This is a genomic window from Micromonospora sp. WMMC273 (assembly GCF_027460285.1).
GTDB lineage: Bacteria > Actinomycetota > Actinomycetes > Mycobacteriales > Micromonosporaceae > Micromonospora > Micromonospora aurantiaca.
Genome location: NZ_JAPZBE010000001.1, coordinates 3,262,820 through 3,284,208 on the forward strand (window position 1 = coordinate 3,262,820; position 21,389 = coordinate 3,284,208).

18 protein-coding genes and 4 pseudogenes are annotated in these 21,389 nt (G+C 74.5%); 9 read left to right on the forward strand and 13 right to left on the reverse strand.

Features of this window, described 5'->3' with window-relative positions:
- The first annotated feature begins 78 nt into the window (after window positions 1-78).
- A complete protein-coding gene (locus O7611_RS15300; protein WP_194799289.1) occupies window positions 79-426 on the forward strand; it encodes a histone-like nucleoid-structuring protein Lsr2 in 348 nt (115 codons plus the stop codon).
- Window positions 427-630: 204 nt separating this feature from the next.
- Here the strand turns inward: O7611_RS15300 and O7611_RS15305 are convergent, their stop codons facing one another.
- Both O7611_RS15305 and O7611_RS15310 read right to left on the reverse strand, forming a co-directional pair.
- On the reverse strand, window positions 631-1,863 hold the full coding sequence (locus O7611_RS15305; protein WP_194799288.1) for a hypothetical protein: 1,233 nt from the start codon (window positions 1,861-1,863) through the stop codon (window positions 631-633).
- Between the two features lie 310 nt (window positions 1,864-2,173).
- Complete coding sequence (locus O7611_RS15310) at window positions 2,174-3,040, reverse strand: DUF2726 domain-containing protein (RefSeq protein ID WP_269697101.1); 867 nt, start codon at window positions 3,038-3,040, stop codon at window positions 2,174-2,176.
- 106 nt (window positions 3,041-3,146) lie between these two features.
- Here O7611_RS15310 and O7611_RS15315 point away from each other — a divergent pair, with 106 nt between their 5' ends.
- Window positions 3,147-4,238 carry a DICT sensory domain-containing protein gene (locus tag O7611_RS15315; RefSeq protein ID WP_194799286.1) on the forward strand — a complete coding sequence of 364 codons (1,092 nt, stop codon included), beginning with the start codon at window positions 3,147-3,149 and terminating at the stop codon, window positions 4,236-4,238.
- A 33-nt stretch (window positions 4,239-4,271) separates the two neighbouring features.
- Window positions 4,272-4,994 (forward strand): helical backbone metal receptor, encoded by a 723-nt coding sequence (locus O7611_RS15320; RefSeq protein WP_194799285.1) that lies wholly within the window; start codon window positions 4,272-4,274, stop codon window positions 4,992-4,994.
- 24 nt (window positions 4,995-5,018) lie between these two features.
- On the opposite strand, the gene O7611_RS15325 is transcribed toward O7611_RS15320, so the two are convergent.
- The gene (locus O7611_RS15325) at window positions 5,019-5,717 is read right to left on the reverse strand and encodes a CBS domain-containing protein (protein WP_194799284.1); all 699 of its coding nucleotides are present in this window, start codon (window positions 5,715-5,717) and stop codon (window positions 5,019-5,021) included.
- 218 nt (window positions 5,718-5,935) lie between these two features.
- Here O7611_RS15325 and O7611_RS15330 point away from each other — a divergent pair, with 218 nt between their 5' ends.
- Window positions 5,936-6,517, forward strand: coding sequence for a hypothetical protein (locus tag O7611_RS15330; protein WP_442929348.1), 582 nt, complete (start codon window positions 5,936-5,938; stop codon window positions 6,515-6,517).
- Between the two features lie 152 nt (window positions 6,518-6,669).
- Window positions 6,670-7,038: an FKBP-type peptidyl-prolyl cis-trans isomerase gene (locus tag O7611_RS15335; RefSeq protein ID WP_013286592.1), complete on the forward strand. Its 369-nt coding sequence runs from the start codon at window positions 6,670-6,672 to the stop codon at window positions 7,036-7,038.
- Window positions 7,039-7,152: 114 nt separating this feature from the next.
- Here the strand turns inward: O7611_RS15335 and O7611_RS15340 are convergent, their stop codons facing one another.
- A complete protein-coding gene (locus O7611_RS15340; RefSeq protein ID WP_194799282.1) occupies window positions 7,153-7,581 on the reverse strand; it encodes an STAS domain-containing protein in 429 nt (142 codons plus the stop codon).
- A 155-nt stretch (window positions 7,582-7,736) separates the two neighbouring features.
- Here O7611_RS15340 and O7611_RS15345 point away from each other — a divergent pair, with 155 nt between their 5' ends.
- A complete protein-coding gene (locus tag O7611_RS15345) occupies window positions 7,737-8,756 on the forward strand; it encodes an SMP-30/gluconolactonase/LRE family protein (protein ID WP_194799281.1) in 1,020 nt (339 codons plus the stop codon).
- Window positions 8,757-8,816: 60 nt separating this feature from the next.
- On the opposite strand, the gene O7611_RS15350 is transcribed toward O7611_RS15345, so the two are convergent.
- From O7611_RS15350 to pdhA, 4 genes are all read right to left on the reverse strand, one after another.
- Window positions 8,817-10,088 (reverse strand): L,D-transpeptidase, encoded by a 1,272-nt coding sequence (locus tag O7611_RS15350; protein ID WP_194799280.1) that lies wholly within the window; start codon window positions 10,086-10,088, stop codon window positions 8,817-8,819.
- 486 nt (window positions 10,089-10,574) lie between these two features.
- Window positions 10,575-11,921, reverse strand: coding sequence for a dihydrolipoamide acetyltransferase family protein (locus O7611_RS15355; RefSeq protein WP_269698106.1), 1,347 nt, complete (start codon window positions 11,919-11,921; stop codon window positions 10,575-10,577).
- A gap of 110 nt (window positions 11,922-12,031) precedes the next feature.
- Window positions 12,032-13,036 carry an alpha-ketoacid dehydrogenase subunit beta gene (locus tag O7611_RS15360; RefSeq protein ID WP_194799279.1) on the reverse strand — a complete coding sequence of 335 codons (1,005 nt, stop codon included), beginning with the start codon at window positions 13,034-13,036 and terminating at the stop codon, window positions 12,032-12,034.
- A complete protein-coding gene (gene pdhA, locus O7611_RS15365) occupies window positions 13,036-14,235 on the reverse strand; it encodes a pyruvate dehydrogenase (acetyl-transferring) E1 component subunit alpha (RefSeq protein ID WP_269698108.1) in 1,200 nt (399 codons plus the stop codon). Before pdhA ends, O7611_RS15360 begins: the two co-directional genes overlap by 1 nt.
- Before the next feature lie 72 nt (window positions 14,236-14,307).
- On the opposite strand from pdhA, the gene O7611_RS15370 reads away from it, so the two are divergent.
- The gene (locus tag O7611_RS15370; RefSeq protein WP_013286599.1) at window positions 14,308-14,814 is read left to right on the forward strand and encodes an Lrp/AsnC family transcriptional regulator; all 507 of its coding nucleotides are present in this window, start codon (window positions 14,308-14,310) and stop codon (window positions 14,812-14,814) included.
- A gap of 4 nt (window positions 14,815-14,818) precedes the next feature.
- Here O7611_RS15370 and O7611_RS15375 read toward each other — a convergent pair whose 3' ends face one another.
- The 4 genes and pseudogenes from O7611_RS15375 to O7611_RS15390 all read right to left on the reverse strand — a co-directional run.
- Window positions 14,819-15,799: a DNA polymerase domain-containing protein gene (locus tag O7611_RS15375; RefSeq protein ID WP_269697103.1), complete on the reverse strand. Its 981-nt coding sequence runs from the start codon at window positions 15,797-15,799 to the stop codon at window positions 14,819-14,821.
- Between the two features lie 34 nt (window positions 15,800-15,833).
- Window positions 15,834-17,839 (reverse strand): annotated as a pseudogene (locus O7611_RS15380) (hypothetical protein).
- Between the two features lie 9 nt (window positions 17,840-17,848).
- Window positions 17,849-18,316: pseudogene (locus O7611_RS15385) on the reverse strand (VWA domain-containing protein); the annotation flags it as partial.
- Window positions 18,315-18,905, reverse strand: a pseudogene (locus tag O7611_RS15390) (ABC transporter ATP-binding protein); the annotation flags it as partial. The pseudogenes O7611_RS15385 and O7611_RS15390, both read right to left, overlap by 2 nt.
- A 200-nt stretch (window positions 18,906-19,105) precedes the next feature.
- Here O7611_RS15390 and O7611_RS15395 point away from each other — a divergent pair.
- Both O7611_RS15395 and O7611_RS15400 read left to right on the forward strand, forming a co-directional pair.
- A complete protein-coding gene (locus O7611_RS15395) occupies window positions 19,106-20,359 on the forward strand; it encodes a sensor histidine kinase (RefSeq protein WP_269697104.1) in 1,254 nt (417 codons plus the stop codon).
- Window positions 20,356-21,023 (forward strand): annotated as a pseudogene (locus O7611_RS15400) (response regulator). The gene O7611_RS15395 and the pseudogene O7611_RS15400 overlap by 4 nt, the downstream one beginning before the upstream one ends.
- A 26-nt stretch (window positions 21,024-21,049) precedes the next feature.
- Here the strand turns inward: O7611_RS15400 and O7611_RS15405 are convergent.
- Window positions 21,050-21,379, reverse strand: coding sequence for a hypothetical protein (locus O7611_RS15405; RefSeq protein ID WP_135240406.1), 330 nt, complete (start codon window positions 21,377-21,379; stop codon window positions 21,050-21,052).
- Between the last annotated feature and the right edge of the window lie 10 nt (window positions 21,380-21,389).

Here is a 21,389-nt window from a genome sequence, read left to right on the forward strand (position 1 = left end):
GTCGGCTATTGTTGCGGGATTACCGCGCGGTAGGTCAAACTCTTAGCCACACCCCGCCCGACACAGGGAGTAATGGCGATGGCAAGGAAAGTAATCACCGTTCTGACCGACGACCTCGACGGCGGAAAGGCCGATCGGACCGTCGAGTTCAGCCTGGACGGCGTGGCGTACACGATCGACGTCTCCGACGAGAACGCGGGCGTCCTGCGCAAGGCCCTGGATCCGTACATCAGCGCTGGCAGGCGAATCGGCCGGGGAGCCGCCGAGATCACCCGCGGCGCCCGTCGCACGACCCGGCCGAGCACCTCGGGAATGGACCGCGAGCAGAACCGCGCCATCCGGGAATGGGCCGCCAAGAACGGGTTCGAGATTTCCGAGCGCGGGCGCATCCCGGTGTCGGTGGTCGAGGCGTACAAGAACCGCTGACCGTCACCGGTTCACCGTCGGGCATCCCGGGGTCACGCTGAGAAATCGGCGTGGCCCCGATCGGCATTCTCCGCACGGCGCTTTTCGTCCGGCGGATACCCACGGCACGAGATTTCCTCCGGGATCGCCTCCCACCGTTCCCGTACGCGGAAAGGCCGCGGCCGCCCGGAGGAGTCCCCCGGACGGCCGCGGCCGTCGCGTCGCTCAGTTGACCCGGATGCGCACCACGTCGATCGCGGGGGTCTGGTTCGCCCGCTCCATCATCGGGATGCGGTGCGAGCCGTCACCGGCCCAGACCGCGCACTGCGCCACGCCCGACTGCGCCAGGCCCGGGATCTGGATCAGCACGTCGTCCGGCTGGTTGCCACCCCGGCCGTCCTCGGTGGCGACGAAGAACGCCGGCACGTCCTGCGGGTTCGGGGGCTGCCGGGTGCTGCCGAGCATCCGGCAGGCGGTGTGGAAGTGACCGCGTACCAGGCCCTGGCCGTTGAGCAGCGAGCTCTCCAGGTAGTAGCCGCCCTGACCGGCGGCGAGGAAGCGGTCCCGCACCAGGTTCTTGGTGGTGACCCGGAGCGTGAACGGCTGGTTGCGCCGCACCTGGTTCGGGAACTGCGTGATCAGCAGCGACGGGTTGTTCGCCGCGGCACCCACCTCACCGAATGCGGTGCTCACACACCGGTTGCCGTTCTGGAAACCGTCGTGCGCCTGGAGCTGGCTGCCGGAGCAGTCCTTGGCGAGCACGTTCAGGCCGTTGTTGCCGCCGTTGTTCTGGCCGCCGCCGTTGTTGTTCCCGCCGCCGTTGTTCCCGCCGTTGTTCCCGCCGTTCTGGCCTCCGTTGTTGCCGCCGTTCTGACCGCCACCGTTCTGACCGCCGCTCTGCGGCGTGTCGCTCACCGCGCACCGGGCGAACTGGTCCAGGCCCTGCGGGCGCTGCGCGAACCGGCCGATGGCGGTGGCGATCCGGTTGAGCGCCGCGGTCCGCTTGTCCGCGAGCGGACCGAGGATCGCGTTGTCTATGAACTCACCGCCGTTGCGGCCCTCCGCCGCGAGCCGCCGGTTCGCCTCGGCGATCTGGCTCTCCAGCAGCGCCAGCGTGCGGTCCACCTCGGCACGGGCCCGGCCGGGCACCTGCGGCAGCCGGCCGCGGACGTCCGGGCAGGCCACCGTCGGGGTGCCGGCGCCGGCACCACCCGCGTTGGTCTGCTGGCACTCGGCCGGCGACATCTGACCGTCGCCCCAGTGGTTGCGGACCCAGCGGCCGTTCTGCCAGGTACGGGTGGTGCTGCCCTGGCCGTCCGGGGCGGTCGCCCCCGGGCTCGCGGGCACGCAGGACGCCGAGGCCGCGCGGGTGGTCGTCCGCCGGTCCTGGGCGGACGAGATCTGGGTGACGGCGACGATGCCGCCGAAGACCGCGAGCGTGCCGACCACTGCCAGCATCCGCTTGCTCCGCGCGTTACCGGATGACCGGCGCGCCCGTGTGGACCTGCGCATCGAATTGCTCTCCTTCTCGATCCGGTAGTTGACTGGTGATCCCGGCGGACCGACGAATTCGGGGTGTGAGATCACTGCGACGCTCAGTCGCGCGCCAATGGCCGACGGTGCCCTTTCCGCACCGTCTCCGCGCCGTCCGGGCGCGGCGGGGAAGATCTGCGTCCATTCCCGATGAGGTACGGAGCGCCGTCGGCGAAGGTTCAACCGGAGATCGGAAAAAAATCGAAAAGTCGCCGTCCGCTCCGGCGAGGACGGTTCAGTCGGCGCAGAGGTGGTCGAAGGCGAAGCCGCCGTCGAAGGAGTCCCGCCGGGCGGCGAGCGCACGGACCTGCCGGAGAAGCTCGTCCCGGTCCAGCAGGGACGGCACGGCGCCGTCGAGGCCTCGCAGCCGCTCCCCCAGCGCCACCACGGCCAGATCCTCGGCGAGCCGCCCCGCGTCGACCCCGCAGGCGAAGCCGCGCGAGGTCAGCCGGACCCGCTCCAGCAGGCAGCGGCCGGGCCGCACCTCGGCCCAGGCCCAGCCCTCCGCCGGCCCGTCGGTCCAGCGCACGTGCAGTCCGCGCACGATCGGGTCGGCGATCCGGCCCGCCACGTACGCCTCGACCGCCTCGACCCGGGCCAGCGCGCCGAGGTCGTTCACCGGTCCGCGCCGGCCGTCCGGCAGCCGGCCGATGATGTCCCGGAACCCGACCGCGTCGTCGGCGTCCGGGTCGGTGCCGTCGGCGTAGGCCCGCGCGTCCAGCACGTACCCGGCGAACCGAAGGACCTGCTCCGCGCCGCCCAGCGCCGGCGACTCGACGCGCACCAGCGGCAGGCCGACGGCGGCGCAGACCGCGTCGGTGAGCCGTTCCTCCCGCCGGGCCGGCGACCCGTCCGGAGCGGGCGTGGTGAACCGCACCGCGAAGCGCGGCAGCTCGGTGTCGGCGGCGCAGACCACCAGGTCGAGCGACGCCCGCCCGGCGGTGCTCCACTGACTGCCGGTGACCCCCGGCGGGCGGCCCTGCACCAGGTCACCGAGCCGCCGGCCGGCGTGACCGAGGTGGCCGGCCCGGACCAGGGACGGCGCGACGCCGGGCGGGACCGGCCGCAGCCAGGAGGCGGTCACGCTGCCTGTGCTCGTCATCTCGCCCCGATCCCCCTCGTCCGGTCGACCCCCGAGTCTAGGCGGTGCGGCGCAGTCGGTACGGCCGCCCGGTGCGCTACCGCGTCCGTCCCTCTAGGCTCTGCCCGTGCCCAGCGGACGGACCCCGGAACAGTTCACCAAACGCAGTCTCGTCGCCGTCTCCCACGCCATCGAACGCGCCGCGCTCGCCGAGGCCGAGGACGGCCCGCTCGTCGTGCTCGCGCTGTTCCAGCGGCTGCCGTACTTCGCCCGGGAGCGCGAGGTCTACCGGCGCATCGCCGGCCGTGCCGCCGTGACGGTGGTGGCGATGGTCGGCGGACCGCCGCCCGACCTGCCCGAAGGGGCGTACGGCGTGACCCTGGACGAGGCGGAGGCGCTGGCCCGGGAGTGGACGGTGGTCGCGCTGAGCCCGCGTTTCGGCGCCACACTCGTCGCGCACGACCGGGCCGAGGTGGCGCCCGCGCCGACGCTGGAGGCCGGCCGGCTGTTCGAGGGCCGCTGGGGTTTCCGCCGCGACGAGGCGCTGCACGAGGTGATCCGGCTGCGCGAGCAGCTCGCCGAGCGGCTGCCCGCCGCGGCGCGCACCGCGCTGGACGAGGCGATCGCCCGGGTGCGGGACATCCCGGCCGGGCCGGGCGAGCCGCGCGCCGAGGCGGCGCTGCGGATGCTGGCCCGCCGCGGCGACCGGAACCACCAGCCGGTCGAGCCGGCCGAGACCATGCTGGACGAATCAGGCCTGGCCCGGTGGTCCGGCGCGGACGGGGTGACCGCCTCCGGCACGCTGCCGGTGGCGCTGGTCGGCCTGCGGGTCGAGGCGCCGCCCGGCTCGCCGGAACGCTTCGGCCGGCGCGGTGTCGCCCGCGAGGGGCACGCCGTGCTCACCGCGATCACCGCCGTGCTGCGGCCGGTCGACCGCGCGGTGCGCGTCACCGAGAACGAGTTCCAGCTCGTCCTGCCCGGACTCGACGAACCGGCCGCGCTGGACGTGGTACGCCGGTTGCACGACGCGATCGGCGCGCTGGCCCGGTCGTACCCGTTCATGGCGTACATCGTGCACGCGGCGGTCGGGGTGACCACCCGGCGGCCGCTGCCCACCGCGGACCTGCGCGCCGCCGTCGACTGGGCGGTACGCAAGGGCCTGCCCGTGGCGGGCCTGCCGCCGGAGAACGCCGACGCCGTGCCCGCGCCGGCCCGCTGACCGGCCGGTCCGGTTCGAGGAGAGGGAGACGCGGTGCGGGTGGTGTCGCTGGTGCCGTCGCTGACCGAGGCGGTCGCGGCCACCCGCCCGGAGGTGCTGGTCGGTGCGACCGACTGGTGCACCCATCCGGCCGGGCTGGACGTCGCCCGGGTCGGTGGGACGAAGTACCCGGACCTGGAGCGGGTGCTCACGCTCGAGCCGGATCTGGTGCTGCTCAACGAGGAGGAGAACCGGCTGGCCGACGCCGAGGCGCTGCGCGCGGCCGGGGTGCCGGTCCGGGTCACCTTCCCGCGTACCGTGCCGGAGGCCCTCGACCAGCTGGGTGAGCTGGTCGTCGCGCTCGGCGTGCCGGCCGAGCCGCCGTGGTTGCGCGAGGCCCGCCACGCCTGGGCCGCGCTGCCCTCGCCGGGACACGTCCGCACCGCCGTGGTGCCGGTGTGGCGGCGCCCGTGGGTGGTGCTGGGACGGGACACGTTCGCCGGGGACGTGCTGGCCCGGCTGGGTGTGCGCAACGGCTGGGCCGGGGACGCGGAACGCTATCCCCGGCCCGGCCTGGACGAGCTGCGCGCCCGCGCGCCGGAGCTGGTGGTGCTGCCCGACGAGCCGTACCGGTTCACCGCCGACGACGGGCCGGAGGCGTTCCCCGGCGTGCCCGCGGCGCTGGTCTCCGGCCGGCACCTCACCTGGTACGGCCCCTCGCTGGCCGAGGCCCCGGCGCTGCTGGCCGCCCAGCTCGCCGCCGCGGGCCCCACCTGACCGGTGAGGCCCGGGTGACGGCGCTCAGGCGACCGGGGTGGCGTGCACCGGGTCCAGCTCCATCAGCGTGGTGTCGTCCACGTCGTACCCGATCGCGTTGTGCACCGCGACCACACCCGCGACCTGCGCGGCGAGGCGGCCGGCCAGCTCGACGGCGCTGCGCCGGTCCAGCCGCCCGTCCATGGTGACCTCGCCGCCGCGGACCTGGACCGTGACCAGGCCGTCGCGCACGGACAGCACGCGGCGCAGCACCTCGTGCACGACCTCCTCGCGGATCTCCGCGTCGGTACGCAGGTGCACGCGCAGCAGGTCACCGCGGGTGACGATGCCGGCGAGCCGGCCCAGGTCGTCCAGCACCGGGAGCCGCTTGACGGCCTCGTGGTCCATCAGCCGGGCGGTCGCCGCGAGCGACGCCCGCTCGTGGGTGGTGACCGCGGGCCCGGTCATCAGGTCCCGGGCGACGAGCGCGCCCGCCTTCTCCCGCGCGGTACGGCGGCGCCGTCCCTCGAAGACCCGCCGCTCGTCCGGGTGACCGGACCGCTCCACCTTGTGCAGCAGGTCCGCCTCGGAGATCACCCCGAGCACCCGGCGGAACGAGTCCACCACCGGCACACCGCTGATCCGCTGCCGCACCAGCACGTCGACGACCTCGCGGTACGGGGTCTCCTCCGTCACCGTGGCGACGTCCCTGGTCATCACGTCGGTAACCTGCCACGCCCTCATCACGACCTCCTCGTACCGGGTCTCCACCTACGACGGTAGGCCGCAGGCGTACGGCCTGGTCAGGGGCGGCGGACCGGCTGCGAGGGGCCGACCGGACCGGGTACGGACGGGACCAAGGACCCGGTCACGAGGGCACCTCTCGGCCCTGCTCCCGGACGCCGCGCGGCGGTGGAATGAATGTGCCACCGGGAAGCGCGGTGCGAGGCACAGGAAGGGACGTGGACACCATGACCGCGACAATCGAGCGGACCCCCGCCGTCAAGCGGACCCCCGCCGCCACCATCGCTCCGGCGGCGCACATCGAGACCACCCGGCAGAAGGCCACCCGGTACGTGTGGGCCGGTCTGCGGCTCGCGCTGGGCTGGATCTTCCTCTGGGCCTTCCTCGACAAGATGTTCGGCCTCGGCCACGAGACCCCGGCGAAGAACGCCTGGATCAACGGCGGCAGCCCGACCAAGGGCTTCCTGGGCAACGCGGTCGAGGGCCCGTTCGCGGACCTCTACCGGAACATCGCCGGCGCGGCCTGGGCGGACACCCTGTTCATGGTCGGTCTGCTCGGCATCGGTGTCGCCCTGATGCTCGGCATCGGCATCCGGATCGCCGCCGTGGCCGGCGGACTGCTCCTGGTCCTGATGTGGACGGCCGTGCTGCCCCCGGCGAACAACCCCTTCATGGACGACCACCTCATCTACGCGGGCCTGCTGGCCGGTCTGGCCCTGGTGGGCGCCGGCAACACCCTCGGCCTCGGCCGGATCTGGGCGAGGCTCCCCCTGGTCCAGCGTCTCCCCTGGCTGAAGTGACCAGCTCGCCCCGGGGCGGGCGTCGCCGACAGGCGACGCCCGCCTCTTTCGTGTCCCCGCCACGCCGGTGTGCGGGGACCGGCGCGTATCGGCCGGTCGCGATCCGGCAGGATCGACTGTGACCACACCGTCAGCACCGAGGAGACCCGCTCATGGACAAGCCCCAGATCGGCCCGATCGAGGGCGCGCCGCCCGCCGATCTGGTCGTCGAGGACATCACCGTCGGCGACGGCCCGGAGGCCCGCGCGGGCCAGCTGGTGAGCGTGCACTACGTGGGCGTGGCCCACTCGAACGGCCGCGAGTTCGACGCCTCGTGGAACCGGGGTGAGACGTTCGAGTTCCCGCTCGGCGGCGGCCAGGTCATCGCCGGCTGGGACCAGGGCGTCGTGGGCATGAAGGTCGGCGGCCGGCGCAAGCTCACCATCCCGCCGCACCTGGGCTACGGCGCCCGGGGCGCGGGCGGCGTCATCAAGCCGAACGAGACGCTCGTCTTCGTGGTGGACCTGCTCGGCGTGCGCTGAGCGCGACACCGTTCCCGTCGGGCCGCCGGCTTCCGGGCCGGCGGCCCGCCCTGTGCCCGGGCCGACGGTCCGCCGTTGCTCCGGCGGGCCGCCCGCGCCCGGGCCGCCGGCTGTTCAGGCCGCGCAGGCCACCAGCTCGCGAGCGCGGCCGGGCAGGTCCGGCGCGCGGTCGGGCAGGTTCTGGGCGCGGTCGGAGCAGCGCACCGGGAGCACCCGGTGCAGGCCGGTCACCCGCAGCACCCGGGCCACCACCGGGTCGGGGTCGGTGAGCACCAGCTCGCCGCCGCGGGAACGGACCCGCAGGTGGGTGGCGACCAGCGCGCGGACCCCGGCGGCGGAGAGCAGCCGCACACCGGACAGGTCGACCCGCAGCACCGGCCGGGCCGGCGCCGCCCAGAGCGCGGCCCGGAACGCCGTCACGGAGGCGATGTCGATCTCGCCGACCGGGCGCAGCTCGACCACGTGGTCGTGCACGTCCATCGCCACGTGGAAGCGCTCAACGCTGTGTACCATGCGGCCAAACCTACCCGGCCCCACCGACATTTCCGGGCCTCCCGGCGGGGGTTCCGGGTACTGTCCGGGACCCGACCCCGAGCCGCCTCAGGGTCATCCCGCAGCCGCCACGCCACGCCGCGCGGAACGCCGCGAAACGCCGTCGGGGACTGCCCGGCGCGACGCCGCCGGGCCACAATGAGCCGATGGTCGTCCCCCGCCCGCGCGCCCCACTGCTGATCCGGCCGGTCCGCGAGCCGGCGACGGTACCGCCGCCGCTCACCGGCCCCTGGTCGCCCGCAGACACCCGGCTCGACCGGGCCGACCTGCTGCCGCTGCCGGCCGGCGGGCACGGCCCGGAGGACGTCGTGGTCGACGGCGACGGCCGGGTGGTCAGCGGCGACGAGGACGGCCGGCTCTGGTGGTGGCCGGCCGACTCCCCGCCCGGCACGCCGCCGACCCTGCTGGCCGAGACCGGCGGCCGGCCGCTGGGCATCGAACGCGATCCGGTCGACGGCGGGTTGCTGGTCTGCGACGCGTACCGGGGGCTGCTGCGGGTCGACCCGGCCGGCCGGGTGCACGAGCTGACCGGGACCGCGCCGCCGGTGCACCTGGCCGACAACGCGGCGGTGGCGCGCGACGGCACCGTCTACTTCACCGACTCGTCCGACCGGTTCCCGCTCTCGCACTGGAAACGCGACCTGCTGGAGCACCGGCCCAACGGGCGGGTCCTCGCGTACGACAGGCGCACCGGGCGCACCGACGTGGTCGCGGACGGGCTCTACTTCCCCAACGGGCTCGCGCTCACCCCGGACGAGTCGGCGCTGATGCTCGCCGAGACCGCCACCCATCGGCTGCTCCGCCTCGACCTGCCGAGCGGGCGGGCCACGGTGCTCACCGACCTGCCCGCGTATCCGGACAACGTCTCGGGGGTCGGCGACGGCACGTACTGGGTCGCGCTGCCCAGCCCTCGGCTGCGGGCGATGGAACGGCTGCTGCCGCATCCCCGGGTCCGGCAGATCGTGGCCCTGCTGCCCGGCGCGGTGCAGCCGCAGCCGCGCCGCTACGGGCTGGTCGCGCTGGTCGACGGCGACGGCCGGGTGCTGCGCACGCTGCACGGCCCGAGCGGGGCGTACCCGATGGTCACCGGCGTGCGGCAGCACGGCCGCCACCTCTGGCTGGGCAGCCTGACCGCGGCCGGGGTGGCCCGCGTCGGCCTGGACTGAGACGACGCGGGGCCGGCCCGCGCGGACGCGGGCCGGCCCCGTGGCCGTTCCTCCCCAGGTTCAGCCGCCGCTGTTGCTCCGCGAGGGGGCCGGGGCCGGTGACGACCCGCCGGCCACCGCGCCCGGGTGCGGCGTGGCGCTCTGTGTGGGCTTCAGGCCCGCCGGTACGGGCAGCGCGCTGCCCTTGGCGAACTCGTCCCAGCTGACGTTCCAGGCGGTGAAGCCGTTGCCCTGGTCCAGCTTCACCTCGGTGCCCTTGACCGTCACCAGGTCACCGACCTGCGTGAAGCCCATCAGCCAGTCCGCGGCGGTGGCCGAGACGTTGGTGCAGCCGTGCGAGACGTTGGTGCTCCCCTGGTCGCCCTCCGACCACGGCGCCGAGTGGATGAACTCGCCGCCCCAGGTCAGCCGCTGGGCGTCGTCCACGTCGACCACGTAGCCGCCGTTCGGCTCACCCCGGGTGTCGAACGTGGTGTGCTCGTGCTTCTCCATGATCACCATGGTGCCGCTGGACGTCGGCGTGCTCTCCTTGCCGAGGCTGACCGGGATCTTCTTGAGCACCTTGCCGTCCTCGTAGACGGTCATCTGCTTCGTCCCGTTGTCGATGTCCAGGGTCACCTGCCGGCCGACCTTGGCGCTCGCGACCCGGTCGGAATCGCCGACCGCCTCCTTGCCGATGGGCAGCCCCTGCAGCGCGCTGCGCACGCTGATCTTCGTGCCCGGCTTCCAGCGGTCCGGCGCGCGGTACTCGGCCTGCTTGCCGTCGGCCACCCAGGACCAGGTGCCCGGCTGCGGCGGGTCGGTCTTCACGAACAGCCGGCGCTGCACGTCCGCGCGGGCCTCCTTCGGAATCGGCGGGTCGAATCCGAGCACGACCGGCATCGCCGTCCCGTACGTCTGATTCGGCCGGAAATACAATTCGCTGGTGACTGCCGGTTTGGTGGATTTGGCCATCGTCGTGAACGTCGTCTTCTGCGTGGCGGTCTTGCCGGAATCGCCGGTCGCGGTCACCTCCGCGGTGTACGTCCGGGAATTGGCGAGCGGCCGGTCCGGCACCCAGCCGGAACCGTCCTCCCGCGGCTGGGCCGGCACCGCGTTGCCCTTGTCGTCGGTCAGCTTGACGGCTGTCACCTTGCCGTTGCTCACCTTCGTGCCCACCTCCGCGCTGATCGGCACGTCCCGGGTACTGTCGGCCGGCGTCACGGAGACCGACGGCGGCGCCGCCTCGGCCCGCTTCGCCACCGACTTCGGGCCGGCGGTGCACGCGCCGACCGCCAGCGGCGCGGCTGCGACGGTCATCGCGAAAAGCGTCAGTCGGCGCCTCGCAAACATATTTCGCCCCCCATTTCCGAACCCTCTCGCCCACATTCTGTAGGCCCGGGATCGCGCCGTGGCACCTTCGGCGGAATTGCTCGGAAACGGTTGCGGAGAATCATGCCGGACAGGTAATTCCCGTCCCCGCTTGCGCCCCACGCGCCCTCCGCCCGGTTCGCCACCCCCTCGCTCGCCTCCCAGCACGCCCCGGCCCGTCGATCATGAAGTTGACGGCACACGGCGTCCGTTTTGTCCCCGCCAACCTCATGATCGACGGGACGGAGGCGATCCCACGCACCGGCACAACGGTCTCGCAAAGCGGGCAGCGCTGGAGGTGATCACCCCACGCCGCCCGCGTCATCGCCGCGATCTTGCAGTTGCAGCCCCGGACAAGAGTGCGAATCGGGCATATCGTGGACCGAAAGTGCAAGATCGCGGACGGGCTGCGGGGACGGGCGCGGCCCCGGCCCTCCCACGGAGAGCCGGGGCCGGGAGCCGGACCGGTCAGACGTTGGCTACCAGGAGGGCCGGCTGCTCGACGCAGTCCGCCACGTGGCGCAGGAAGCCGCCGGCCACGCCGCCGTCGCAGACGCGGTGGTCGAAGGTGAGGCTGATCTGGGTCACCTTGCGGACGGCGAGCTGCCCGTCCACCACCCACGGCTTGTCCACGATCCGGCCGACGCCGAGCAGCGCCGCCTCCGGGTGGTTGATGATCGGCGTGGAACCGTCCACGCCGAACACGCCGTAGTTGTTGAGCGTGAACGTCCCGCCGGTCAGCCGCGCCGGCGGCAGCGTACCGGCCCGGGCCGCCGCAGTGGTCTCGGCGAGCGCGGCGGCCAGCTCCCGGGTGGTCAGCCGCTGCGCGTCGCGCAGCACCGGCACGACCAGGCCCCGGTCGGTCTGCGCGGCGATGCCCAAGTGCACGCCCCCGGACTGGACGATCCGCTGGCCCTCGGTGTCGACGTGCGCGTTGAGCTGCGGGTACCTCCGCAGGCCGCTGAGGCAGATCCGGGCCAGCAGCGCCAGGATGCTCACCGGCGAGTCCGGGTTGGCCGCGTTTATCGCGGCGCGCGTCTCCAGCAGGCCGGTGGCGTCCACGTCGACCCAGATGGTCACCTCGGGGATCTCCCGCCGGCTGCGGGAGAGCTTGTCGGCGATCACCTTGCGGATGCCGGTGAGCGGGATGACCGTGTCCCCGTCGCCCGCCGGGGCGAGCCCGACGTGGGCGGCCGGGGCGTCCGGCACCGCTGCGGGCCGGGCCGCCGGAGCGGAGGCGGCCACGGCGGCGTCCAGGTCGGCCCGGCGGATCACGCCGCCCGGCCCGGTGCCGCGCAGCGACGCCAGGTCGATGCCGTGCTCCTTCGCCAGGCGCCGCACGATCGGCGAGATGACCAGCGGCGCCGAAGCCGGAGAGCCAGTCGCCGGACCGGAGGCGGGGCCCGTCGAGGCGGGCGTACCGGGCTCGGGGGCCAGCGCCAGCCGCGGCCGGCGCCGCCGCCGGCCCGATCCGCCGTGGCCGGTGCCGTAGCCGATCAGGACGTTGCCGGACCCGGCCCGCTCCTCCTCGCGGTAGGTGGCGTGCGGGTCGGGGGCGTCGTCGAGCGGGGCGATGGTGATCAGCGGCTGGCCGACCGGGCGTACCTCACCCGCGGCGCCGTGCAGGGCCACGACCCGTCCGGCGTACGGGCACGGCACGTCGACGACGGCCTTGGCGGTCTCCACCTCGACCACCGTCTGGTCCACGGTAACGACGTCGCCGACGGCGACCCGCCACTCGACGATCTCCGCCTCGCTCAGACCCTCGCCCAGGTCGGGAAGAAGGAAGTCGCGGGTCCCAAGGGCCGTGCTCATGCCGTTCCGGCCGGGCATGCCCTCACGGCCCTCGCTCCGCTCGGTGCGTTCGGTCAGGCTGTGCTGACCGGGCATGCCCTCATGGCCCTCGCTCCGCTCGGTGCGTTCGGTCATGCCGCCACCCACCTCGTGTCGGGCTGGTCGTCCCACTGGAGCCGCGCCACGGCGTCCAGCACCCGGTCGACCGAGGGCAGGTGGGTGTGCTCCAGCATGGGCGCCGGGTACGGGATGTCCAGCCCGGACACCCGCAGCACCGGCGCGTGCAGCGCGTGGAAGCAGCGCTCCTGCACCCGGGCGGCGATCTCCGCGCCGACACCGGCGAAGCCCTGCGCCTCCTGGATCACCACGCACCGGCCGGTACGGCGGACCGAGGCGGTGACGGTGGCGTCGTCGAACGGCACGATGCTGCGGACGTCGACGACCTCCAGGTCCCAGCCCTCCTCGCGGGCGGCCTCGGCGGCGGCGAGCGCGACCGGCACCGCCGGGCCGTACGCGATCAGCGTGGCGTCGGTGCCGGGGCGGCGCACGACGGCGCTGCCGATCGGCGCGGTACGGGCCGGCAGTTCCGCTTCGGCGCTGGTGAAGTAGAGCTTCTTGGGCTCCAGGAACACCACCGGGTCGGGGTCGTCGATGGCGGCGCGCAGCAGCGAGTACGCGTCGTCCACAGTCGCGGGCGTGACCACCTTCAGGCCGGGCGTGTGCGCGTAGTACGCCTCGGACGAGTCGCAGTGGTGCTCCACGCCGCCGATGCCTCCGGCGTAGGGCACCCGGATGACGATCGGCACGCTCAACGCGCCACGGGTGCGGTTGCGCAGCTTCGCCACGTGCGAGGCGATCTGCTCGAACGCCGGGTACGCGAACGCGTCGAACTGCATCTCCACGACCGGCCGCAGCCCGGACATGGCGAGGCCGACGGCGAACCCGACGATGCCGGCCTCGGCGAGCGGGGTGTCGAAGCAGCGCTTGTCGCCGAACCGGGCCTGAAGCCCGTCGGTGATCCGGAAGACGCCGCCGAGCTGGCCGACGTCCTCACCAAAGACGAGCACGCGCTCGTCGTCGAGCATCGCGTCGGCGAGCGCCGCGTTGAGCGCCTTCGCCATGGTCATGGTGGCCATCAGGCGCTCCCCTCCGCGTCGGCGGCCAGCTCGGCCCGGACCATCTCGCGCTGCTCGACGAGTTGCGGCGTCGGCTCGGCGTACACGTGGTCGAACAGACTCAGCGGGTCCACGCTCGGCTGGGAGTCCATCCGGCGACGCAGCGTCGCGGCGTACTCCTCGGCCTCCTCGGCGACCGCCGCGACGGCGGCGTCGTCGAGCACGCCCTTGGCCCGCAGGTACGCCTCGAGCCGGGCGACCGGGTCGCGGTCGCGCCACGCCTCGACCTCGTCGGCGTCGCGGTAGCGGGTCTGGTCGTCGGCGTTCGTGTGCGGTTCCATCCGGTACGTGTGCGCCTCGACCAGGTAGGGGCCCTTGCCGGCGCGGGCGTGCGCCACGGCGCGCTGCAGCACCGCCAGGACGGCCACCGGGTCGTTGCCGTCGACCTGCTCGCTGGGTACGCCGTAGCCGACGCCCTTGTACGCGAGGCTGGGCGCGGCGGTCTGCCGGGACAGCGGCACGCTGATCGCGTACTTGTTGTTCTGCACGAGGTAGACGACGGGCGCCTTGAACACGGCGGCGAAGTTGATGCCCTCGTGGAAGTCGCCCTCGCTGGTGGCGCCGTCGCCGATGAACGCCAGCGCCACGGTGTCGCGACCCTGGTACGACTCGCCGTAGGCCAGCCCGGCGGCGTGCACGCACTGGGTGGCGAGCGGGGTGCACTGCGGCGCGGTGTGCGTGGCGGCCGGGTCGTACCCGCAGTGCCAGTCGCCGCGCAGCAGCGTGAGCACCTCGACCGGGTCGAGGCCGCGCGCGGTCAGCGCCATCGACTCGCGGTAGGTGGGGAACACCCAGTCGGTGTCGCGCAGCGCGAGGACGCCGCCGATCTGGCACGCCTCCTGGCCGCGCGCGGACGGGTAGACGGCGAGGCGGCCCTGCTTGGTGAGCGCGGTGGCCTGCACGTCGAAGCGGCGGCCGACGACCATCCGCCGGTACATCTCGCGCAGCGTCTCGACCGGCGGCTCCGGGTAGTCGTCGCGGGCCGGCAGCGGCGTCCCGTCGGGTTCGAGCAGCCGGACCGGTTCCCGCTGCGGCATGAAGCCGGCCGACGGGTCGGGTGCGGCCGGGGTGGTCTTCCGGCGGGTGCGCGGGGATGCCCTGCGGACCGCCTGGGGTGTGGTCGTCACGGCGGGGACCTCCTGGACGTGTGGTGGCCCTATGCTCCCGGTCGTGGATGATTGACTCAACATGCGGGATGAACGCGGGACGAATGGCACAGGAGGGCGGCTGAGATGAGCCAGGAGACCGGCGCCACACCGGGCGCGGCGGGCGGAACGGGACGTTCGGCCGGGCCGCTGGACGAGGTGGACCGGCGGATCCTCCGCGAACTGGTCCGCGACGCCCGCACGTCCATCCGTACGCTCGCCGAACGGGTGCACGTCTCCCGCACCAACGCGTACGCCCGGGTGGAGCGGCTGCTGCGCGACGGCGTGCTGACCGGGTTCACCGCGCGGGTCGCACCGGAGCCGGCCGGGCTGGGCACGTCGGCGTACATCGCGCTGACCATCGAGCAGAACACCTGGCGGGAGGTCTCCGCCGAGCTGGCCCGGGTGCGCTACATCGAGCACGCGGCGCTGCTCAGCGGCGAGCACGACGTCCTCGCCCTGGTCCGGGCACCGGACAACGCGACGTTGCGGGACGTGGTGCTGGACCGGGTGCAGAGCATCGCCGGCGTGCTGTCCACACGTACCTGGCTGGTGTTCGAGGAGTTCGACGGCACGCAGAGCCCCTGGGACTGACCGGTCAGCGCTCCGGCGGCGACTCCAGCCCTTCGGCGTCGGCCCGCTCCAGCAGCGCGTCCAGCGAGTACCGCCGCCCGTCCAGCCCGGCGTGCGGGTCGCCCCGCCCGGCGAACCGCGCGGGCATGCTGAGCACGTCGAAGTCCTCCGGCCGGGCGTCGTCCAGCTCGGCCCACTCCAGCGGCGCCGAGACCAGCGCCGCCGGGGTCGGCCGGATCGAGTACGCCGAGGTCATGGTGTGGTCGCGGGCCATCTGGTTGTAGTCGACGAAGACCGGCCGGTCCCGCTGGTCGCGCCACCACGTGGTGGTGACCAGGTCGGGCAGGCGGCGCTGCATCTCCCGGCCCAGCGCCAGCACCGCCCGCCGGCACTCGCCGAAGCTCCAGCGCGGCTCGATCGAGACGTAGACGTGGATGCCGCGCCCGCCGGTGGTCTTCGGGAAGCCCTCCAGGCCCAGCTCGGACAGGAACGCGCGTACCTCGTGCGCCACCGGCACCACCCGCGCGAAGTCGACACCGGGCATCGGGTCGAGGTCGATGCGCAGCTGGTCGGGGTGCTCCACGTCGTCCTTCGACACCGGCCACGGATGGAACCGCAGCGTGCCCAGGTTCGCCGCCCAGATCACCACGGCCAGCTCGCTCGGGGCGACCTCGTCGGCGGTACGCCCACTGGGGAACGTGATGTGCGCGGTACGGACCCAGTCGGGCGCGCCGGCCGGGAGCCGCTTCTGGTAGAACGCGTCACCCTTGTTCGTCTGCCGGGTGGCCACCTTGGCGCCCTCGAACACGCCGCGCGGCCAGCGTTCCAGCATGGTCGGCCGGTCCCGCAGCGCGCGCAGGATGCCGTCGCCGACGGACAGGAAGTAGCTGATCACGTCCAGCTTGGTCAGCCCGCGCTCCGGGAAGTAGGGCTTGTCGGGGCTGGAGACGCGGACCAGCCGCTTCCCCACCTGGATCTCCTGCGCCGCCGTGGTCGCCACCGTCACACCGTAGCGACCCGGCGCGGCCGTGGGGACCGGCTCACCGGGACTCCGCCGTCACCGACAGCCGGATCCAGGCGTCCACCCAGGCCCGTCCCGCCGGTTCGCCCGGGTCGGCGCCGAGCGCACCGGCCAGGCCCGCCACTGCCGCGCCGCAGCGATCCAGGCCGACTGCGGCGAGCCCGGCCGCCGTCGCGCGCAGCCGCTCCGGGAAGCCGGCCGGCAGGTGCCGCAGGCCGGTGTGCGCCGCCTGCGCGAGCAGCGCCGACGCCGCACCCAGCGCCGCGGCGACCGGGTCGGGCCGGGTGTCGACCGCGCCGGCCAGCCGGCCGTCGCCCACCCCGGGTGCCAGATCGGGTACGACCACCGCGTCGGCGACCACCGCCAGCGGCTCGACGACGAGTCCGTCGGCGCCCCGGCGCACCGTCCCGCTGACGTAGCGCGGCGGCCCGTGCGTGCCGTCCAGCGCCGCCGCGAGCGCGTCGAGTGCACCAGGGGCGGCGGCGTGGTGGGTGGCGGTGATCGTCGCCGTGCCGCCGTCGGCCCCGGTCACCGTGGCGTGCAGGCGCTGCTCGCCGGCCGCGTACCCGATGGCGCGCACCTCGCCGAGCGCGAGGACCCGCACCGACTCGGCGGCGGTGCGGGGACGCAGCGGCCGGGGTGGCCGCCCGGCCAGCTCGGCGGCGAGCGCGTCCGGGTCGCGGGTGAGCAGGCCGGGCGGCAGGCCGGACCACTCCCCCGCGCCGGGGGTGACAGTGGTGCGGGCCAGCCGGCCGGCGGCGATCCGGAGCCGGTGCGCGGCGCTGCGCACCGCCGACTCGGAGACCACGTTGCCGGTGGCCAGCGCGCCGAGCGTGGCGCCGGTGACGCGCCGTCCGGCCAGCTCGTGGCCGGTGGGCGGGCCGTCGTCGCCGGCGGGATAGGCGCGGTGCAGCACCAGCACGGAGACGGCCGCCGGGTGGGCGAGCACCACGTCCACGCCCACCTCGCCGCCGCTTTCGCGGACGCGGGCGCCGAGGCCGGTCAGCCGTACCCGCCGCAGCGGCGTCTCCGCCGGCTCGTGGGTGCCGAGTACCCGCTCCGCCGGAGTGGCACCCGCGTTCACCACCGCGCGCCGCCGGGCGGGCAACTCGGCGAGCAGGTCGGCGAGGGTCTCCGGCCGGTACCGGGCGCCGCGCGCGGCGTACGCCTCCAGCTGCCCGGCCAGGTCGTCCACCGCCAGCAGCGGCCAGCGCAGACCGGCCGCGTCGAGGTCACGCCGGACCGCCGCGAGCCGGGCGTCCACGCCGGAACCCAGGTGCGCGGCCCCGGTCAGCAGCACGTCGGCGGCCAACGCCACCGCCGCGTCCAGCGCCGGATGCTCCGTCACGGTGGCGGTTCCGCCGACTCGTACCTGCGCCTCGGGCCGGTCCGGCTGCTCCCGGTCGGCCGTCCGGCACGCCCACACGGCGAGGGCGATCGCCTCGCCGCCGTCGTCGGCCGCGTCGCCGCGCGCGTACCCGATCTGGCGCGGCACCAGGAAGCGCACAGTGCCGGTGGGCAGCTCCACGCGCGGCACCGGGTCGGCGGCGTCCGGCCGGTGGACCACGGCGGCGTAGCCGCGCCGCAGCCGCCGTCGCGCGGCGGTGAGCGCCGGCGCGCCGATCGCAGCGGCCAGTTCCTCGTCGGTGACGTCGCCCGGCGACCACCGCCACGGCTCGCTCCCGGCTGTGGCGTCCTCCCGGGCCGGCGCCGCAACCCGGCCCGGCGCGGCCTCGCGGTCCGGGGCGGCGGCGTGCGTGCGCTGGTAGGTCAGCACGACGGCGAGCAGGTGCCGGCACACGCCGGGCGCCGGGCAGGAGCAGATCCCGGCCGCGAGGCCGCCGCCCCGGGCAGCGTCACAGTCACCCCGTCCGGGTACGCGGCACACACCGCACCGTCGGCGTCCTCGGTGAGCATCGGCCGCTCACCGGCGTCGACCTCCTTCGTGGCGCGCTTCACCAGGCCCCTGTTGCTCAGCGCGGCCAGCACGTCCGGGGTGAGCGCGATCAGGTCGTCACGGGTCATCCGGTCCCCCTACCGGCCCACGTGCTCGGCCACGAAGGCGGCCAGCTCGCCCGGCGTCATCGCGCCTACCGCAGCGCCCACGTCGGCCAGCCGCTGGGCGGTGGCCCGGTCGTACGCCGGGTCGGCCTCCTCGTCCAGCGCGGCCAGCGCGAGCACGTGCGTGCCCTGCTCCACGAGCTGCTTCACCGACCGGATGAGACGTCCGGCGTCGCCGCCCTCGTAGAAGTCGGACACCAGCGCGACGATCGTCCGGCGCGGGTTCTCCACGAGCTGCGCGCCGTACGCGACCGCGCGGGCGATGTCGGTGCCGCCGCCGAGCTGCACCTTCATCAGCAGCTCCACCGGGTCGTCCACGTCGGAGGTCAGGTCGACCACGTCGGTGTCGAAGGCGACCAGGTGGGTGCGTACGCCCGGCAGCCCCCACAGGCAGGCGGCGGTCACCGCGGCGTGGATCACCGAGCCGAGCATCGAGCCGGAGCACGATGGTCTGGCCGCTGCGGCGCAGGTCGTCGAGCAGGCGCCGGACGTCCTCACCGGACGCGGTGTCCAGCGCGCCGGTCGGCTCGTCGGCCAGCAGGAGCGTGGGCCGGTTGACCAGGGCGCGGGCGACGGCGACGCGCTGGCGCTCACCCCCGGAGAGGCGTCCCGGGTACGCGTGCGCGTGCCGGGCGATGCCGAGCGAGTCCAGCAGGGAGGCCGCGTGTTCGCGCGCCGCGCGGGCCGGCGCGCCGGCCAGTTGGGCGGGCAGCAGGACGTTGTCCAGCACGGTCAGGTCGTCGAGCAGGTTGAAGAACTGGAAGACCAGTCCCACGTGCGCGCGCCGGAACCGGGCCGACGCGGCCTCGCCGAGCTTGTCCAGCCGGGTGCCCGCGACGGTCACCATGCCGGCGTCCGGCCGGTCGAGCGCGGCGAGCAGGTTGAGCAGTGTGGACTTCCCGCTGCCGGAGGGGCCGAGTACCGCCACGCACTCGCCGGGCCGGACGGTCAGCGACACGTCGTGCAGCGCGGGCGGTCCTTCGCCGTAGCGGCGGGTCACCCCGCGTACGTCGATCACCGGATCGGTCATGTGTCGCCCCTTGCGGTCGGGTCGGGCCGGTCTACTGGACGCCGTGACGTTAGGGGCGGATCCGGGGGCCGGGCATCGGTCCGGCGACGCATCGCCGTACCGCCGGAGGTGGATCTTCGCCCGGGGTCATCCCTGCGATGTAGTCGCACTGCACACCGGGGCCGATGCCCCGGCCGGGCACCGGCGGCGAGAATGGACGCGTGAGAGGCATCGTGGCGACCGGGCCGCTGCCGCGGCCGGGCTGGCGCGCGCTGCTGCTCGACGCGGCGCTGGCGGGGGTGCTCGGGCTGGTGTGCTTCCAGGCCGCCACCGACGACGTCGGCGTCCCGCCCCCGCCGTTGCCGCCGCCACTGCCGCTGCCGCCGTTGGCGGTCCCGCCGGAGACGCAGCCGGCGCAGCCCGGGTCGACGCTCGGGGCACTGCTGCTGGTCTTCGTCATGTGCGCGCCGCTGGTGCTGCGCCGCCGGTATCCGCTCGCGGTGCTCTGGGCGACGACGGCCGCCGCGTCACTGGTGCTGGTGACCGACGGGGAGCGGCAGCCGGCCCTGTACCCGTGCGTGGTGCTGACCTGCCTCGTCGCCGTCTACAGCGCGGCGGCGCACAGCCCGTACCGGCTGCCGGTGCTGGCATCGGTCCCGGCGGTGGCGCTGCTCGCCCTGGGGCTGCGGGAGCTGATGCCGGTCACGGTGCCCGCGGCCAACCTGCCGTTCGTCGTGCTGGCCCCGCTGGTGGCCGCCGCGGGCGGCCACCACGTGTGGCGGCGACGGGCGGGTGAGGACCGGCGGCGGCTCACCGCCGAGGCCCGCGCCCACGAGCAGGCGCTGCGCGACGCGGTCGCCGGTGAACGGGCCCGCATCGCCCGGGAACTGCACGACGTCGTGACGCACCACGTCAGCGTGATGGTCATCCAGGCCGGCGCCGCCCGGACGGTGCTCGCCGCCGCCCCGGATCAGGCGCGGGAGGCGCTGCTCGCCGTCGAGTCGACCGGCCGGTCCGCGCTCACCGAGCTGCGGCACGTCATGGGCCTGCTGGCGGATTCCGAACCGGACGACCCGGAGGACCCGCAGCCCGGGATCGAGGGCCTGCCCGAGCTGATCGAACGCGTGCGTGACGCCGGTATGCCGGTACGGCTGACCATCTCCGGCGAGCGCCGGCCGGTCATCTCCGGTGTCGGGCTGACCGCCTACCGCGTGGTGCAGGAGGCGCTGACGAACATGGTCCGGCACGCGCCCGGCGCCGCGGGCACCGTCGTCGTCGAGTACTCGCCGGATAGCCTGCGGATCGAGGTCGGCAACACCGAGCCCGGCGTCCCGGCCGCCATCGGGGTCTCGGGCGGGCGCGGCCTGATCGGGCTGCGGGAGCGCCTCGCCGTCTACGGTGGGACGTTGCGCGCCGGCGCCCGGCCGGGCGCCGGCTACCACGTCGAGGCACTGATCCCGTGGGAGGCGCCATGACGGTACGAGTGGTGGTCGCCGACGACCAGGCACTGGTCCGTACCGGGTTCCGCATGATCCTCACGGCCGGTGGGGTGGACGTGGTGGCCGAGGCGGCGACGGGCGCGGAGGCGGTGGACGCGGTCCGCCGTACCCGGCCCGACGTGGTGCTCATGGACGTGCGCATGCCCGAGCTCGACGGTCTCGAGGCCACCCGCCGCATCCTCACCGGGGCCGTCGCGGCGCCCCGGATCATCATCCTCACCACGTTCGACCTGGATCAGTACGTCTACGCCGCGCTCGCCGCCGGGGCGAGCGGCTTCCTGCTCAAGGACGTGACGCGGAACACCTGGTCGCGGCCGTACGCATGGTGCAGGACGGTGACGCGCTGCTCGCGCCGGCCATCACCCGCCGGCTGGTGCGGCGCTTCGCCCGCCGCGACCCGGAGACGGCGGCGGTGCACCGCGACCTGGCCACGCTGACCCGTCGCGAGACGGAGGTCCTGCGCCTGCTGGCCGGCGGCCTGAGCAACGCCGAGCTGGCGGCGGCGCTGCACCTGTCCGAGGCGACGGTGAAGACCCACGTCGCCCGCATCCTCGCCAAGCTCCGTCTGCGCGACCGGGTCCAGGCGGTGGTGGTCGCCTACGAGACGGGCCTCGTGAGTCCCGGTTCGCCGGGGGACTGATCGGTCCGGCGACGGCCGTCACGTGCTCAGGTGATCAGCAGCGCACCGACGACGATCAGCGGCACCGAGACGAACAGGAAGATGCCGACGCCGGTGAGCACCCGCCCGCCGCCGCCGTCCTCCCGCTCGGGCGCCAGACCGAAGGTCGAACGGGCCGGCAGCATGCCGATGCGGCTCAGCGTGAGGTCGCCGGTCATCCCGATCACGGCGCCGACGATCATGAACGCCACGCCCAGCCGGTGCGTGAAGTCGCCGCCGCCGACCGCCACCCAGATGCCGACCGCCGCCGCGATCACCACGGCGGCGATCAGGAAGAGCACCAGCGCCTCCCGCAGACCCCGCACCACAGTTGCCATGTGCGCCTCC

What these genes read in the sequence shown, in the direction of transcription:
- O7611_RS15300 (WP_194799289.1), top strand. Translation starts at nt 79, where the DNA reads ATGGCAAGGAAAGTAATCACCGTTCTGACCGACGACCTCGACGGCGGA.
- O7611_RS15305 (WP_194799288.1), bottom strand. Translation starts at nt 1,863, where the DNA reads ATGCTGGCAGTGGTCGGCACGCTCGCGGTCTTCGGCGGCATCGTCGCC.
- O7611_RS15310 (WP_269697101.1), bottom strand. Translation starts at nt 3,040, where the DNA reads ATGACGAGCACAGGCAGCGTGACCGCCTCCTGGCTGCGGCCGGTCCCG.
- O7611_RS15325 (WP_194799284.1), bottom strand. Translation starts at nt 5,717, where the DNA reads ATGAGGGCGTGGCAGGTTACCGACGTGATGACCAGGGACGTCGCCACG.
- O7611_RS15335 (WP_013286592.1), top strand. Translation starts at nt 6,670, where the DNA reads ATGGACAAGCCCCAGATCGGCCCGATCGAGGGCGCGCCGCCCGCCGAT.
- O7611_RS15340 (WP_194799282.1), bottom strand. Translation starts at nt 7,581, where the DNA reads ATGTCGGTGGGGCCGGGTAGGTTTGGCCGCATGGTACACAGCGTTGAG.
- O7611_RS15345 (WP_194799281.1), top strand. Translation starts at nt 7,737, where the DNA reads ATGGTCGTCCCCCGCCCGCGCGCCCCACTGCTGATCCGGCCGGTCCGC.
- O7611_RS15350 (WP_194799280.1), bottom strand. Translation starts at nt 10,088, where the DNA reads ATGTTTGCGAGGCGCCGACTGACGCTTTTCGCGATGACCGTCGCAGCC.
- O7611_RS15355 (WP_269698106.1), bottom strand. Translation starts at nt 11,921, where the DNA reads ATGAGCACGGCCCTTGGGACCCGCGACTTCCTTCTTCCCGACCTGGGC.
- O7611_RS15360 (WP_194799279.1), bottom strand. Translation starts at nt 13,036, where the DNA reads ATGGCCACCATGACCATGGCGAAGGCGCTCAACGCGGCGCTCGCCGAC.
- O7611_RS15370 (WP_013286599.1), top strand. Translation starts at nt 14,308, where the DNA reads ATGAGCCAGGAGACCGGCGCCACACCGGGCGCGGCGGGCGGAACGGGA.
- O7611_RS15405 (WP_135240406.1), bottom strand. Translation starts at nt 21,379, where the DNA reads ATGGCAACTGTGGTGCGGGGTCTGCGGGAGGCGCTGGTGCTCTTCCTG.